This window comes from Streptomyces sp. NPDC043878, from assembly GCF_056435735.1.
On the sequence record NZ_JBWKDW010000003.1, the window covers coordinates 65,185 to 80,120 of the forward strand.

The 14,936-nt window shown below is 73.0% G+C and carries 8 protein-coding genes; 4 read left to right on the forward strand and 4 right to left on the reverse strand.

Annotation, left to right across the window (positions count from 1 at the left end):
* Window positions 1–1,296, reverse strand: a complete 1,296-nt coding sequence (locus tag AC07AZ_RS06070; RefSeq protein WP_478844303.1) for a 3-oxoacyl-ACP reductase — start codon at window positions 1,294–1,296, stop codon at window positions 1–3.
* Window positions 1,297–1,653: 357 nt separating this feature from the next.
* Between AC07AZ_RS06070 and AC07AZ_RS06075 the strand changes: the two genes are divergently transcribed.
* Both AC07AZ_RS06075 and kstD read left to right on the forward strand, forming a co-directional pair.
* On the forward strand, window positions 1,654–3,582 hold the full coding sequence (locus AC07AZ_RS06075; RefSeq protein WP_478844305.1) for an AMP-dependent synthetase/ligase: 1,929 nt from the start codon (window positions 1,654–1,656) through the stop codon (window positions 3,580–3,582).
* Between the two features lie 227 nt (window positions 3,583–3,809).
* Complete coding sequence (gene kstD, locus AC07AZ_RS06080; protein WP_478844307.1) at window positions 3,810–5,567, forward strand: 3-oxosteroid 1-dehydrogenase; 1,758 nt, start codon at window positions 3,810–3,812, stop codon at window positions 5,565–5,567.
* A gap of 67 nt (window positions 5,568–5,634) precedes the next feature.
* Here kstD and AC07AZ_RS06085 read toward each other — a convergent pair whose 3' ends face one another.
* Together AC07AZ_RS06085 and AC07AZ_RS06090 are read right to left on the reverse strand one after the other, a co-directional pair.
* Window positions 5,635–6,285, reverse strand: coding sequence for a class I SAM-dependent DNA methyltransferase (locus AC07AZ_RS06085; RefSeq protein WP_478844309.1), 651 nt, complete (start codon window positions 6,283–6,285; stop codon window positions 5,635–5,637).
* 157 nt (window positions 6,286–6,442) lie between these two features.
* Window positions 6,443–6,646: a cold-shock protein gene (locus tag AC07AZ_RS06090; RefSeq protein WP_003992177.1), complete on the reverse strand. Its 204-nt coding sequence runs from the start codon at window positions 6,644–6,646 to the stop codon at window positions 6,443–6,445.
* Between the two features lie 465 nt (window positions 6,647–7,111).
* On the opposite strand from AC07AZ_RS06090, the gene AC07AZ_RS06095 reads away from it, so the two are divergent.
* Window positions 7,112–7,960 (forward strand): menaquinone biosynthetic enzyme MqnA/MqnD family protein, encoded by an 849-nt coding sequence (locus AC07AZ_RS06095; protein ID WP_478844312.1) that lies wholly within the window; start codon window positions 7,112–7,114, stop codon window positions 7,958–7,960.
* A gap of 230 nt (window positions 7,961–8,190) precedes the next feature.
* On the forward strand, window positions 8,191–10,014 hold the full coding sequence (locus tag AC07AZ_RS06100) for a serine/threonine-protein kinase (RefSeq protein WP_478844314.1): 1,824 nt from the start codon (window positions 8,191–8,193) through the stop codon (window positions 10,012–10,014).
* A gap of 257 nt (window positions 10,015–10,271) precedes the next feature.
* Here the strand turns inward: AC07AZ_RS06100 and AC07AZ_RS06105 are convergent, their stop codons facing one another.
* Complete coding sequence (locus AC07AZ_RS06105; protein ID WP_478844316.1) at window positions 10,272–14,852, reverse strand: FtsK/SpoIIIE domain-containing protein; 4,581 nt, start codon at window positions 14,850–14,852, stop codon at window positions 10,272–10,274.
* Between the last annotated feature and the right edge of the window lie 84 nt (window positions 14,853–14,936).

Consider the following 14,936-nt stretch of genomic DNA (forward strand, 5'->3'; position numbering starts at 1 on the left):
CTACGCCCCCAGCAGGCTCTGGCCGCAGACCCGCACGACCTGGCCGTTGACCGCGCCGGAGGCCGGATGGGCGAGCCACGCGGTGGTCTCGGCGACGTCGGCGGGCAGCCCGCCCTGCGCCAGGGAGTTCATCCGGCGGCCCGCCTCACGGATGAGGAACGGGACGGCTGCCGTCATCCGCGTCTCGATGAACCCGGGCGCGACCGCGTTGACCGTCACCCCGTGCCCGGCGAGGGCACGCGGCGCGAGCGACCGGACCAGGCCGACCACCCCCGCCTTGCTCGCACCGTAGTTGGTCTGGCCGGCGTTGCCCGCGATCCCCGCGATGGAGGCGGTCGCCACGATCCGTCCGCCGGGCCGCAGTGTGCCGCCCGCGAGCAGCGCGTCGGTGGTGCGCAGCACGCTCGCCAGGTTCACCTCCAGCACCGAACTCCACCGGTCGGCTGGCATGTTGACCAGCCGGCGGTCACGGGTGACGCCCGCGTTGTGGACCAGGACGTCCAGGCCGCCGGGCAGCGCGGCCGCGATCCGCTCACCCGCGTCGGCGGCCGTGATGTCGAGGGTGAGGGCGGTGCCTCCGAGCCGCTCGGCGACCCGGGCCGCGTCCTGCCCGGCCGCGGGTGTGTCGAGTACGACGACCTGGGCGCCGTCCCTCGCCAGCGTCTCGGCGACGGCCTCGCCGATCCCGCGCGCGGCGCCGGTGACCAGCGCGGTGCGGCCGGCGAGCGGGAGGTCCGGGTCGGCCGGGAGCGCCGGGTCGCCCGCGCCGACCTCGATGACCTGGCCGCTGACGTAGGCCGACCGGGGGGAGAGCAGGAAGCGGAGGGTCGAGGCGGCGGCCGCCGCGTCGGTGAGCCGCACCAGGTTCACCGTCCTGCCCCGGCCGATCTCCTTGCCGAGGGAGCGGACGAATCCCTCCAACGCCTGCTGTGCGGCGGCCTGGTGGTGGTCGGCGGGGTCGAGCGGCGCCCCCAGCACGAGCACCCGGCCGCTGGTGGCGACCGACCGCACCACGGGGTGCAGGGCCGCGTGCACCCCGGCGAGCGCCGCGACGTCCCGTACGCCGCTCGCGTCCAGCACGACGGCGCCGGGCCGGTCCGACACATCGGTGAACTTCAGCCCGGTGGCGGCGAGTTCGAGGTGGGACGGGCCGGCGGTGAGGTGCAGCAGTTCGCCGGGCAGGTCGGGCTCCCGTGGGGTCCAGCGCCGCAGTGCGGCCGGCTGGGGCAGGCCGAGCCGGCGGGTGAGGAGGCGGCCGGGCGCGGTGGTGGTGAGGCGCAGATAGCGGTCGGCCATGTCCAACTCCCCGAAACGGTGACGAATAACTGACTCCGGAGTAAGGTTACCGGAGGTAAGGGGCTTGCCGGAGGTGCCCCGGAAATGAGTTCCGCTCACCTTCGGGAGGCGGGAAAGCCCAGGTGGAGCGGGGAGTTGACGGTTCGCGGAGGGTGTTCGCAAGGCCCCCGAGGCTGCACAGCCCTGGCTCCGGAACCCCCCGGAAACCGCACAGACTCCACACGTGAACCCCGTACGATCCCCTCCTAACCGGCGGTAACCCCGATTCTCCGGGTTCTGTCGGTGAACGCCTCGGTGTGCGAGGTACGTACGTCTTGCAGCAGAGCAGTTCGTCGCTGCACGCCACAGGAGCCGCCCGTGTCCACCCCGCTTCCCTCGTTCGCCGCCTCGGCCGCCTTCGACGACGCTCCCGGTCCCGTGCTCGTGCAACCGGAGACCCGGCGACTGGACGGAGCCGTCCGCGAGGCCCACGTGCCGCCGTTCGCGCCACCGGTCAGCCACGGCTCGCTCGCGGAGCTGCCCTTCGACAACGCGGCCGCCGTACCGGACACGGTGGTCCTCAGCCGCAGGGCCCAGGACGGCACCTGGTACGACGTGACGGCCACTCAGTTCGCCGACCAGGTCCTCGCGTTGGCGAAGGGCCTGATCTCCGAGGGGCTGATGCCGGGCGACCGGATCGCCATCATGGCCCGCACCACCTACGAGTGGACGCTGCTGGACTTCGCCGCCTGGGCGGCCGGTCTGGTGACCGTCCCCGTCTACCCCACCTCCTCCGTCTTCCAGGTCCGCTGGATCCTCCAGGACTCCGGAGCGGTGGCCCTGGTCACCGAGACCGCGGCCCAGGCGGCGGCCCTCGGCCCGGAACTCGACCGGCTCCCCGACCTGCGCCACATGTGGATCATGGAGAAGGACCACGTGGAGCGGCTCGCGGAACTCGGCCGGCCCGTCCCCGACCAGGAGGTCGCCGTACGGCGGGGCATGCTCGGGCCGGACACCCTCGCCACCCTCATCTACACCTCCGGCACCACGGGCCGCCCCAAGGGCTGCGTGCTCACCCACGGAAACTTCTTCGCCGAGGTCGACAACGCCGTCGAACTCCTCTACCCGATCTTCAAGTCCAGGGCGGGCGACGAGGAGTCCGTCCTGCTCTTCCTGCCGATGTCCCACGTCTTCGGCCGCATGGTCGCCATCGCCTGTATCCGCGCCCGGGTACGGCTCGGCCACGCCCCGAGCCTGAAGGCCGAACACCTCATGCCCGACCTGGCGAGCTTCCGCCCGACCTGCCTCCTGGCCATCCCCTACATGCTGGAGAAGGTCTTCAACACCGCCCGCGCCAAGGCCGAGGCGGCCGGCCGGCTGGCGTCCTTCGACCGCGCGGCCTCCGTCGCGAGACGCTACGGCGAGGCACTGGAGGCCCAGCAGACCGGCACCGGCAACGGCCCCTCCCGGACGCTGCGCACCGCCCGCGCCTGCTACGACCCGCTGGTCTACCGCCGTATCCGCAACGCCATGGGCGGCCGCGTGCGGCACGCGATCTGCGGCGGCTCCCCGCTCGGCCGCCGTCTGGCCGCCTTCTACGCGGGCGCGGGCATCGAGGTCTACGAGGGCTACGGCCTCACCGAGACGACCGGCGCGGCCACGGTGACACCCCCGCTCAAACCCCGGCTGGGCACCGTGGGCTGGCCGCTGCCCGGCACCCGCATCCGGATAGCGGCGGACGGCGAGATCCTGATCGCCGGCGAACAGGTGCTGCGCGGCTACTGGGACCCGGCGGCGGGCGGAGTGGTGCCGGCCGCCCCCGACGGCTGGCTCGCCACCGGTGACATCGGCAGCCTGGACGACGAGGGCTATCTGACCATCACCGGCCGCAAGAAGGAGATGCTGATCACCGCGGGCGGCAAGAGCGTGGCCCCGGCCCCGCTGGAGAACTGGCTCCGCTCCCACCCGCTGATCTCCCAGTGCATCGTCCTGGGCGACGGCCGCCCCTACGTGTCGGCCCTGATCACCCTCGACCGGGACGGCATCACCCACTGGCGCCAGATGAACGGCAAACACCCGGTCCCGGCCGAACTCCTCCTCGACGACCAGGAGTTGCACGAGATCCTGCAACGCGCGGTGGACGAGGCCAACAAGCTGGTCTCCCGCCCCGAGTCGATCCGCCGCTTCGCCGTCCTGCCGGTCGACTTCACCGAGGAGGCCGGACACCTCACCCCGTCCATGAAGCTGCGCCGGGAGTTCGTCCTGCGGGACTTCGAGCAGGAGGTGGAGGGCCTGTACGCGAAGTAGCCGGGCTCCCGGCCCGCACGGCCCTTGACTTCCCAAGACCCCCGCGCGACATTCCCAGCCCTCGCACGTCCTTGTACGCCCTCTGCATCCTCTGCGTCCGCTGCGTCCGCTGTGCCCGTTTGTCCGCGCACGCCCACGGACCTCCGCGGACTCTGCGGACCTCTGTGGACGTCCGTGGACGTTAGTGGACGTCCTCCGCGTTCGTTCGTCGTCTGGCTGGAGCGGTCATGACCTCTGAACTGCCGTCACGTAGAAAGGTGTTGGCGGGCGCCGGCGCCACCGGGCTCGCCGTCGCCGCCGGGACCCACCAGCCGGCCCGCGCCGCCGACCTGCCCCTGCTCGGCACCTACGACGTCGTCGTCATCGGCTCCGGCGCCGCCGGGATGACCGCCGCGCTGACCGCCGCCCGACAGGGCCTGAGCTGCGTCGTCGTGGAGAAGGCCGGCACCTTCGGCGGGTCCGCCGCCCGCTCGGGCGCCGGGATCTGGATACCGAACAACCCCGTCATCCTGGCCGCCGGGGTACCGGACACACCCGCCAAGGCGGCCGCCTACCTCGCCGCCGTCGTCGGCGCCGACGTGCCCGTGGACCGACAGCGGGCGTTCCTCGCCCACGGCCCCGCCATGATCTCCTTCGTCCTGGCCAACAGCCCCCTCCGGTTCCGCTGGATGGAGGGCTACAGCGACTACTACCCCGAGCTCCCCGGCGGCCTGCCCGGCGGCCGCTCCCTCGAACCCGACCAGCTCGACGGCAACGTCCTGGGCGCCGAACTCGCCCATCTCAACCCGCCGTACCTCGACGTCCCGGCCGGCATGGTCGTCTTCAGCGCCGACTACAAGTGGCTCGCCCTGGCCGCGGTCAGCGTCAAGGGTGCCGCCGTCGCCACCGAGTGCCTCGCCCGCGGCACGAAGGCCGCCCTGCTCGGGCAGAAGCCCCTCACCATGGGCCAGTCCCTCGCCGCCGGCCTGCGCGCCGGCCTCACGTCCGCCGGCGTCCCGGTGTGGCTCCACACCCCCCTGACCGACCTGTACACCGAGGCCGGCGCCGTCACCGGGGCCGTGGTCACCCGCGACGGCACCCCGGGACTCGTCCGGGCCCGACGCGGAGTCGTCGTCGGATCGGGCGGGTTCGAGCACAACGCGGCCATGCGCGCGCAGTACCAGCGGCAGCCCGTCGGGACGGACTGGACCGTCGGCGCCAAGGAGAACACCGGCGACGGCATCCGCGCCGGACAGCGCCTCGGCGCCGCACTCGCCCTGATGGACGACGCCTGGTGGGGCCCGGCCATCCCGCTCCCCGGCGACCCCTACTTCTGCCTCGCCGAACGCACCCTCCCCGGCGGCCTCCTCGTCAACCAGGCCGGCGCCCGCTTCGTCAACGAGGCCGCCCCCTACAGCGACGTCGTCCACACCATGTACGAGCGCGACCCCGCCGCCCCCGACATCCCGGCCTGGCTGATCGTCGACCAGAACTACCGCAACCGGTACCTCTTCCGGGACATCGCCCCGACCTTCGCCCTCCCCGACGCCTGGTACACCTCCGGCGCCGCAGCCAGGGCCTGGACCCTGGACGCCCTCGCCGGCTCCATCGGCGTGCCCGCCACCGCCCTGCGCACCACCGTCGACCGCTTCAACTCCCTTGCCCGCGACGGCAAGGACCCCGACTTCCACCGCGGCGACAGCGCCTACGACCACTACTACACCGACCCCGCCGCGCTCCCCAACTCCTGTCTCGCCCCCCTGTGGCTGCCCCCGTACTACGCCTTCCGGATCGTCCCCGGCGACCTCGGCACCAAGGGCGGCCTGCGCACCGACGCCCGCGCCCGCGTGCTGCGGCCGGACGGCACGGCGATCCCGGGCCTGTACGCCGCCGGGAACGCCAGCGCCGCCGTGATGGGCCACAGCTACGCCGGCGCGGGCTCGACGATCGGCCCCGCGATGACCTTCGGCTACATCGCGGCCCGGGACATCGCCGGGGTCCTCTGACGGGTCCCGCCTGCTGGTGCCGCGACAGACGACGTTCGCCCCGTCGCGCACGTCGCCGGCCGCGGCACTAGCCGGCGGGCTTGCGGACGATCAGGAACGCCTGCGGGGTCGACTCCCCGAGGTCCGGATCGGCCTCGCGCACCGTATGCGAGTGGGGCGCGAAGCCGGCCGCCTCCAGCAGCCCGGCGACGTGTTCCGGCCGGCGCCGCAGGAAGTCCAGCGTCACCGGGTGCCCCCACGGCCTGTCGTGGCGGCGCGGCTCGTCCCCCACCTGGAAGGCGACCAGCAGGTGCCCGCCGGGGGCCAGCACACGGTGGAAGCCGGCGAACAGGCCGGGCAGCCGGTCCTCGGGGGTGTGGATCGAGGAGTACCAGCAGGACACCCCGTCGAGGCCGCCGTCGGGGAGGTCGAGGTCCAGCATCGAGCCCTGCTCGAAGAGCAGCCCGGGGTTCTCCCGGCGGGCGATCGCCAGCATCGACTCCGACAGGTCGAGCCCGCGCACGGACAGTCCGAGCGAGGCGAGCCGGCCGGTGGTCCGGCCGGGCCCGCACCCGAGGTCGGCCACCGTGCCGCCGGCGCCCACGAGCTCCGCGAACACACCGAGCACGGCGCGCTCCACCGGTCTGGCGGTGAGCTCCCCGGCGAACCGGTCGGCGTAGTCGCCGGCCACGGTGTCGTAGAAGGTGCGGGTGGCGGTGAGGAAGTCGGGATCGGTCATGGCCGGGGACCGTACACCGCACCACCGACAACGGACCGGCTGTCTCGCCGCCCGTGGCCCCCGAGAAAGGCAGGAGCCCCGCTGCCTTGCGGCACGGGGCTCCTTGGGTACTGCTATCTGTTCCGGATCAAAGCACCAGGCTCCGAGACCGAAGAACTCAGACGGGGGTGACGTTCTCCGCCTGCGGGCCCTTGGGACCCTGGGTGACGTCGAAGGAGACCTGCTGGTTCTCCTCCAGCGAGCGGAAGCCGCTCGCGTTGATCGCCGAGTAGTGAACGAAGACGTCGGGGCCTCCGCCTTCTTGGGCGATGAAGCCAAAGCCCTTTTCGGCGTTGAACCACTTCACGGTTCCGGTAGCCATAAGCCCTCCTTGGGCCCAAAGGGTTGCCCTGCTCCAGAACCCTGCAAGTGTGAAAACAAAGTGCCGCACAACTGCATACGTCTGAATATGACGAGAGCCCGCGGTCACATGCTCCGCAGGCTCTGTACTGCAAGGGAAACCAAACTGCAACTTGCGGCGAGCCTAGCATGCGGGCAGCCGAAAGCAACAGAGGTCAAGATCACGTCACTCGGACGTTTGAAGGCGCCCCGGAACGGGCTTGACGGGGCGGTCCTGAAGCGGGGCACCTGTCGGGGTGCCGTCGGTCGAGAAGCGGTCGAACAGCGGTCGTGACGCAGCCACGAAACGAGGCCGTCGGTCACGTCATCCAGCGGGATCCGGGGGAAACACCGACCCGGACGACGGGGCGTCACCGCGACGACACTCACGCGCCGTCCGCGCACCCCTGGTGCCTGCACCGTACCGCATGGGGTCTAGCCTCGCGATGTGGACAATTCTCGCAACCGGCCGCGCGTCGGCCACATCCAGTTCCTGAACTGCCTGCCCCTGTACTGGGGGCTCGCGAGAACGGGCACGCTCCTCGACTTCGAGCTCACGAAGGACACCCCGGAGAAGCTCAGCGAGAAGCTGGTGCGGGGAGACCTCGACATCGGGCCCATCACCCTCGTCGAGTTCCTCCGGAACGCGGACGACCTGGTCGCCTTCCCCGACATCGCGGTCGGCTGCGACGGCCCGGTGATGTCCTGCGTGATCGTCTCGCAGGTCCCGCTCGACGAACTGGACGGCGCCCGGGTCGCCCTCGGCTCCACCTCGCGCACCTCCGTCCGGCTCGCGCAGCTCCTGCTCGCCGACCGCTACGGCGTCCAGCCCGACTACTACACCTGCCCGCCCGACCTCAGCCTGATGATGCAGGAGGCGGAGGCGGCGGTGCTGATCGGTGACGCGGCGCTGCGGGCGAACCTGCTGGACGGCCCGCGCTACGGCCTCGCCGTGCACGACCTCGGCGCGCTGTGGAAGGAGTGGACCGGGCTGCCGTTCGTCTTCGCCGTGTGGGCCGCCCGCCGCGACTACCTGGAGCGGGAGCCGGTCATCACCCGCAAGGTCCACGAGGCGTTCCTCGCCTCCCGCAACCTCTCCCTGGAGGAGGTCGGCAAGGTCGCCGAACAGGCGGCCCGCTGGGAGGCGTTCGACGAGGAGGTCCTGGAGCGCTACTTCACCACCCTCGACTTCCGCTTCGGCGCCCCGCAACTGGCCGCCGTCACCGAGTTCGCCCGCCGGGTCGGCCCCACGACGGGCTTCCCGGCGGACGTCAAGGTGGACCTGCTGGAGCCGTGAGGGGTGGGGGTCGGGGGCAAGTCCGGTCGGCTGGAGGCGTGGTCGGTCGGGGGTGCCGGGGGTCTGGTCGGCTGGAGCCGTGAGGGGTGGGGGTCGGGGGCAAGTCCGGTCGGCTGGACGCGTGGGCGGTCGGGGTCGGCGGGAATCCGGTGCGCCGGAGTCGTGAGCGGCCGGGTCCCGCGGCACTACGCTGCTGCACAGTGCAGGCGTACGGGGGAAAGGTGACGCCCATGCAGCCGCTCGGAGCCGACGAGCCCACCGTCATGGGGACCTACCGGCTGCTCGGCCGGCTTGGCTCCGGCGGAATGGGCCGGGTCTACCTCGGCCGCAGCGCCGGCGGCCGCACGGTCGCGGTCAAGATCGTGCACCCGCACCTGGCGCTCGACGAGGAGTTCCGCGCCCGCTTCCGGCGCGAGGTCGAGGCCGCCCGGCGGGTCGGCGGCGCCTGGACGGCACCGGTCCTGGACGCGGACCCGGAAGCGCCGATCCCCTGGGTCGCCACGGCCTACGCGGCCGGACCCTCCCTCACCGCGGCGATCGCCGACGGCGGCCCGCTGCCGACGGCCACGGTACGGGCGCTGGGCGCCGGCCTCGCGGAGGCGCTGGCCGCGGTCCACGAACTGGGTCTGGTGCACCGGGACGTCAAGCCCTCCAACGTGCTGCTGACCCTCGACGGACCCCTGCTGATCGACTTCGGCATCGCGCGCGCGACGGACGGCACCGCGTCCCTCACCTCGACCGGCGTCTCCGTCGGCTCCCCGGGCTACATGGCACCCGAGCAGATCCTCGGCAAGGGCGCGACCGGCGCGGCCGACGTCTTCTCGCTCGGCGCGGTCCTCGCGTACGCGGCGACCGGCGAGTCCCCCTTCCCCGGCGACTCCTCCGCCGCCCTGCTCTACCGCGTCGTCCACGAGGAGCCCCTGCTCGGGTCCCTCGGCGGAGACCTGCGGGACCTGGTGGAGGCGTGCCTGGCCAAGGAGCCGGGGGCACGCCCGGCCCCGGCCGAGGTGGCCCGGCGGCTCGCCCCGGAAGGCGCCGCCCGGCTGGTCGCGGGCGGCTGGCTGCCGGGCCCGCTGGTCGAACAGGTCAGCCGCGGAGCCGTACACCTGCTGAACCTGGAGGCGGCGGGGGCGGTCCACGAGGTCCCCTCGGGCCCGGTGGGATTCAGCAGCCCGTCGGTGGGCGAGATCGCGGTGCCGGGCGGGGAGGCGGGGCGGGGGGCGGTCGTGGAAGGGGCGCCCGGGCAGGACGCGGGACGGGGGGCGGTCGTAGGGCAGGCGTCCGGCGGGGAGGCGGGCCCGGGGGCGGTCGTGGGGCAGGCGTCCGGCGAGGACGCGGGCGGGCGGATGGCCGTAGGGCAGTTCGGGCCGGCGCCCGTCATGCCGGCCGGGCCGCCTCCGCCATCCCTGCCCGAACCGCGTGACGCCCCCGCGGACGCGGGGGCCCGCCCCGGCCGGCTCACCGTCAGCGTGGCGGCGTCGACCGCCACGGGGGAGGGCGGGCGGGGCCGGAGACTGAGCTGCACGGTCGCCCTCGCGGTCGCGGGCGCGCTCGCGGCGGTGACCGTCGGATCGGTGTTCCTCTTCGACCTGCTGCCGGACGACAAACAAGACAGCGCGAGCAGCTCCGACGGCGGCCACACCGCCGCCGGCACCCCGGCGCCCTCGGCCGGCCGGTCCGGCACCGCGGCGGACCAGCCCTCCGCGATCCCGGCCCGCTACCTCGGCACCTGGGAGGGCGAGGGCAGCGGCCTCGACGGCACGGTTCCCATGGGCACCTTCCGCCTCACCGTCCGCCCGGCGGCCGTGGGCGGCGAACTCGGCCGATTGCGCCAGACCGACATCCTGGGCGGCGTCTGCGTGGACGTCCTGACCCTGAAACAGGTGACGAAGACCCAGCTCGTCGCGGAGTCGGTCGGCGCCGGCACCAACCACGACGGCTGCAACCCGGCCACCCACACGGTCCGCCTCACCCCGGCCGGCGACGACCTGAAGTACAGCTCGCAGAGCGAGGCGGAGGGGCGGCCGGTGGCGCGGATGTCGAAGGTGGGGTAGGGGCGTACGACGCCTGCGCCTGGTAGGACGCCTGCGCCCGGTACGACGCCGGCGTTCGGCGCGAAGCCGGCGTTCGGCGCGAAGCCTGCGCCCCGTACGACGCCGGCGTTCGGTACGAAGCCGCCGACCGCCGTTCACCGGCCGATGGTCACCAGCGTGGGCGTGGGCGCCGGCGCCGGGCGCGGGTGCCGGGAACCGGGCGTGGGGCGGCGGAACCGGCCCGCCCCCTCACCTGCCGCCCGTCCCGGTCACCCCGGTCACATGGGTGTCGTCACCGTCATGTGCTCCCCGCTGCCCAGGTGCAGCATGCCCTTGCCCGGGGTCACCGGGCCGCCGACCATGCTCCGGTTGGTACGGATGCCGATCAGCTCGCCCGCGGACGAGTCCTGCGGCGAGAGCAGGATGCCGCGGCGGGCCTTCTTCGTCTCGACCTGCCACCCGGAGAAGCCGTCGCAGATCTCCTCCTCGTCGCCGGCGATGACGAAGGCCAGCCCCTCGTCGGCGCCGCTCTGCAGGATGCGCTTGAAGACGCCCTCGGCGTCACAGTCGTCCAGGACCTCGGCGTCGTCGGCCAGGATCACGATCGGCTGCTCCGGCGAGGCCGAGCCGATGACCTCGTCGAGTTCGTCCTCGTCGATGTCCCGACCGGTGAAGACCTTCAACACCCCTTGCTGTCCGTCCAGTTCACGCAGGGGCGACGGACGCGGCGCGGCGACGACCAGACGTACGCCCTGCGCGAGGTAGGAACGGGCGAAGTTCAGCAGGACCGTGCTGCGACCGGACTTGGCGGGGCCGCCCACGACGAACGCGGGCACGCCCTGCGCGAGATCCGGTCCGAAGGCGGTGAGTTCGTCGCCGCCGACACCGACCAGCGCCCACAGGGGGGAGGCCGTCGTGGACGCGTCGCGCATCGCCCACGCGTCGGCGAAGGAGATCCTGCTCGGCAGTACGTCCACGCGGAACGGGCGCCTGGAACGCGGCACTTCGGCGTCCCGCGCCGTCGCCGCTTCACCGATCGCGGCCAGCGCGGCCGCCTGGCCCTGACCGGTGGTGTCCTCGGACAGCAGGGCGAACTGCGTCTCCGTCGCGGTCTCGTTGCGGTACGCCCGGCCCGGCGGGATCTCCTCCGGGATCTTGCGGGAGTTGATGTCCAGCGTCGAGAAGTCACCGCGGTCGGCGAGCCGCAGACCGTACTTGTCCTCCGTGAGCGAGGAGATCCGGCCCACCAGCAGCTGCCGGTCACCGGTGATGACCGCGTGGATGCCGACGCTCGCGCCCTCGCGCATCATCGCCATGAGCTGGTCCGTCAGGTCCCCGTGGTTGTGCTCGCCGAGCGTCGGCAGCCAGCCCTCCCAGCGGTCGAGCAACAGCACGATGTGCGGCAGCCGCTCGTCCGCCGAGACCGCGGCGGCCCGCTGCTCGCCGATGTCGGCGTAACCCTTGTCCGCGAACAACTCCTGACGGCGCGTGAGTTCCCCGGACAGGCGGCTGAACAGCCGCTCCACCCGCTCCAGTTGGTTGCGCCCGACGACCGCGCCGCAGTGCGGCAACCGGGTGAGCGCGTTGAGCGCGCCGTTGCCGCAGTCGACGCCGTACAGGTGGACGTCGGCCACCGAGTGCGTGCGGGCCAGCGAGCCGGCGATGGTGCGCAGCAGCTGCGAGCGGCCGGTGCGCGGGGAGCCGCCGACGATCAGGTGCCCGAAGGTGGCGAAGTCCACGGCGACCGGCCGGCGGGCCTGGTCGGCCGGCAGGTCGGCGACGCCGTACGGGGCCGCGGGCAGCGCGCCCTGGCTGCGCACCGGCGGAATGTCGTCCAGCAGCAGGGACTCCTCCAGGGCGGGCAGCCACGGGGTGTGCTGCTCCGGGATGTTCAGCGCCCGGTTGGCCTCCCGTACCGCGTCCACCAGCACCTTGAGGTCGGTGATCTCGTCGTCCTCGCGCGCCTCGGTCTTCGGTTTCTGGAGCGTGGCCCGCCCCAGGTCCTGCCAGGACAGCGCCCCGGCCCACGGAGCGAGCGCCCTGGGGTCGGCGGCTCCCGGCCGGCGCCCGCCGACGCGGCCGGACTGGAAGGGGACCAGCGAGGCGTGGCCCAGCCGGACGTACGCGCGTCCGGGGGTGCTCTTCGAGATGTGGCCGGCCTCGGGCGCGTCGATCACGTCGGTCGACTCGCCGGCGTCGGTCACGCGCAGCGCGATCCGCAGGTTGGTGTTGGCGCGGATCTCGGGGGAGACGACACCGCTGGGCCGCTGGGTGGCCAGCAGCAGGTGGATGCCGAGGGAGCGGCCGCGCTGGGCGATGTTGACCAGGCCCGTGACGAAGTCCGGCAGGTCACGGACCATCGACGCGAACTCGTCGATGACGATGAGGAGTCGGGGGACCGACGGCTGCGAGGGGTCCCGGCGCACCAGGTCCTGGTAGTCCTCGATGTCCTTGGCGTCGGCGGCGGCCAGGATGTGCTCGCGCCGCTTCAGCTCGGCGCCCAGCGATTCCAGCGCGCGTTCGACGAGGTGCGCGTCGAGGTCGGTCACCATGCCGACGGTGTGCGGCAGCTTCACACAGTCCTTGAAGGCGGAGCCGCCCTTGTAGTCGACCAGGACGAACGTCATGTTCTCGGGCGTGTTCGCGACGGCGAGCGCCGCCACGATGGTCTGCAGCAGCTCCGACTTGCCCGAACCGGTCGTACCGGCGATCAGACCGTGCGGCCCGTCCCGGCGCAGGTCGATCCCGAAGGGCCCGTCGTACGACTCGCCGATCACGGCCATGGTCGACTGCCCGCCCATGCGCCAGCGCGCGGCGATCGCGTCCCGCGTCGGCGGCTCCAGCTGCAGCACGTCCAGCAGCCGGCTGGAGCCGGGCAGCGCGGAGTCCTCGGTCTCCCCGCTGATGTCCCGCAGCGGTGACAGCGACCGGGACAGCCGTGCGCACCAGGCGGCCGAGACGAAGTCGGGCCGCACGCCGGTCCGGCGCCGGGCACCGCTCTGCTCGACCCGCAACCGGAACTCGTGGACCCGCTCGGTGTTCTCCCGGGCCTCCTGGCCGGTCTGGTGCCAGGCGTGGAAGGAGGGGAAGCCACCAGCGGTCTGCTGCACCGTCGCGGGAACGCCGGGGCCCTCCTCGTCGCCGCGGGGTTCGGCGACCACGACCGCCTGGCACTCGCCGGGCAGGAACCGCTCCTCCTCGTCCAGGCAGATGGCGTACACCGCGACCGCCGGACCCTCCCGCAGCAGCCGTACGACACCGGGCATCGAGCGCAGCCGCCGGGAGCCGTCCCACACCACCACGACGTCGGGGTCGGAGAACGCCGGTCCGTCCTTGCTGCCGCGGCCGCTCTCCTTGAGGGCCTTCTGCCGTGCGTCGAGAAGCTGGGTCAGCTCACCGACGCGGGCGCCGACGGTCTCGGCGTCCGTCCCTATCAGGACGTTGACGTCCTGCCCGTTGGCCGGGCGGGAGTGCGGCAGCCAGCGCACCCAGTCCCAGCGCGGATGGGCCTCGTTCTCGGTGAGGACGTAGAACTGCACGTCCAACGGGCTGTGCAGCACGGCGGTCTGGGCGACGGCCCACCGGCCGAGCGCCTGCGCGGAGTCTCCGGGACCCGCGATGCCGACGACCCCGAGGTCCTTCAGCGGCAGCGCGACCGGCGCGTCCTCGATCTGCCAGGTCACATGGCGCTTGTGCTCGTCCTGCTCGGGGTCGTCGAGCACGACCTCGGAGGGGAGACGCCCGGTGCCGACGCGCAGCAGCAGGTGATCGGCGTCGGTGCGGCGCCGCTCCCACAGCCGGGTACGGGGCCCGGTGCCGAAGGCGAGCACCGAGGCCGGGTCGGGGATGGAGTTGCGCCGGTCCAGCCGCTCCACCCGCAGGGCGTCCTCGGCGTCCTTCTCGATCCGGGCCTTGGTCTTCTTGTACTCCCTGACCTGCTTGGAGTGGGACTTGCGGCCCTGCTTCTTGTCCATGAACCAGTTGCCGAAGAGCATCAGCGGGCTCATCAGCGCCATGATCATGTAGTACCAGCGCCCGAAGATCATGACCGATACGACGGCACCGACCAGCGGCATGAGCGCCATCAGCCAGGGCAGCGGACGGGCCTCGTAGTCGCCGGGCGGATTCGGCAGCCGGAACATCGTCCTGCGCTCGGCGGGGCGCAGACGCGGCGGCCGGTTGTAGTCCAGCCCCGCGCCGTCCTCCGACCACTTGAGCGCGGCGTTGGGCGGGGTGTACCGGACGATCTCCAGAAGACTGTTCCCCAGGGCGAGTTGGCCACCGAGCGGCCAGGCCCCACCGTCGAACTCCTCGCCGTCGAGCCGGGGTGTCCACTCCTCGCCCGTGCCGTGCAGGGCGACTTCGCAGGTCCCGTCGATGGCGATGGACAACGTGGCAGCGCGGGCCGGGAGTTCGGGATCGTCGACCCGAATCTGGGCGGCGGCCCCGCTGCCGATGTCGTACTTCCCGACCCCGAGCCGGTGCACCGCCCCGCCGGCCGGCCCGCCGGCCACCCGGAACTCGACGACGCCCGTGGGTTCGCCGTGCAGACAGCCGGCCGGGTCGTGCAGGCTGACGACGGCCCCCTCGCGGAGCGGGGACCGGACGATGTCGGCGTCGGGATCGAGGGCGTAACCGTCGACGAAGGCGGCGGGCGCGCCGCCGTGGACACCGCCGGATCCCCGGAGCCCGCCGATCGGGATGACCTGGGCGCCACCGCCGTCCCCCGTGCCGCCGAGGCCGAGGTGCCGCGCCAGCTCCCGGGTGATGTCACCGACCGACGACTCCGGATCGGCGTCGAGCACCACGTCGGCGCTGGCCCCGCCGATGGGGTCGACGACGGTCAGACTCAGGCGCACGTTGGTCCTCCTCGCTGGCTCCACGCCGGCTCCCCGCTGAGCTCGGAAGCCGCCCCCGGAACGCTGAACACAGTGGACCGACCA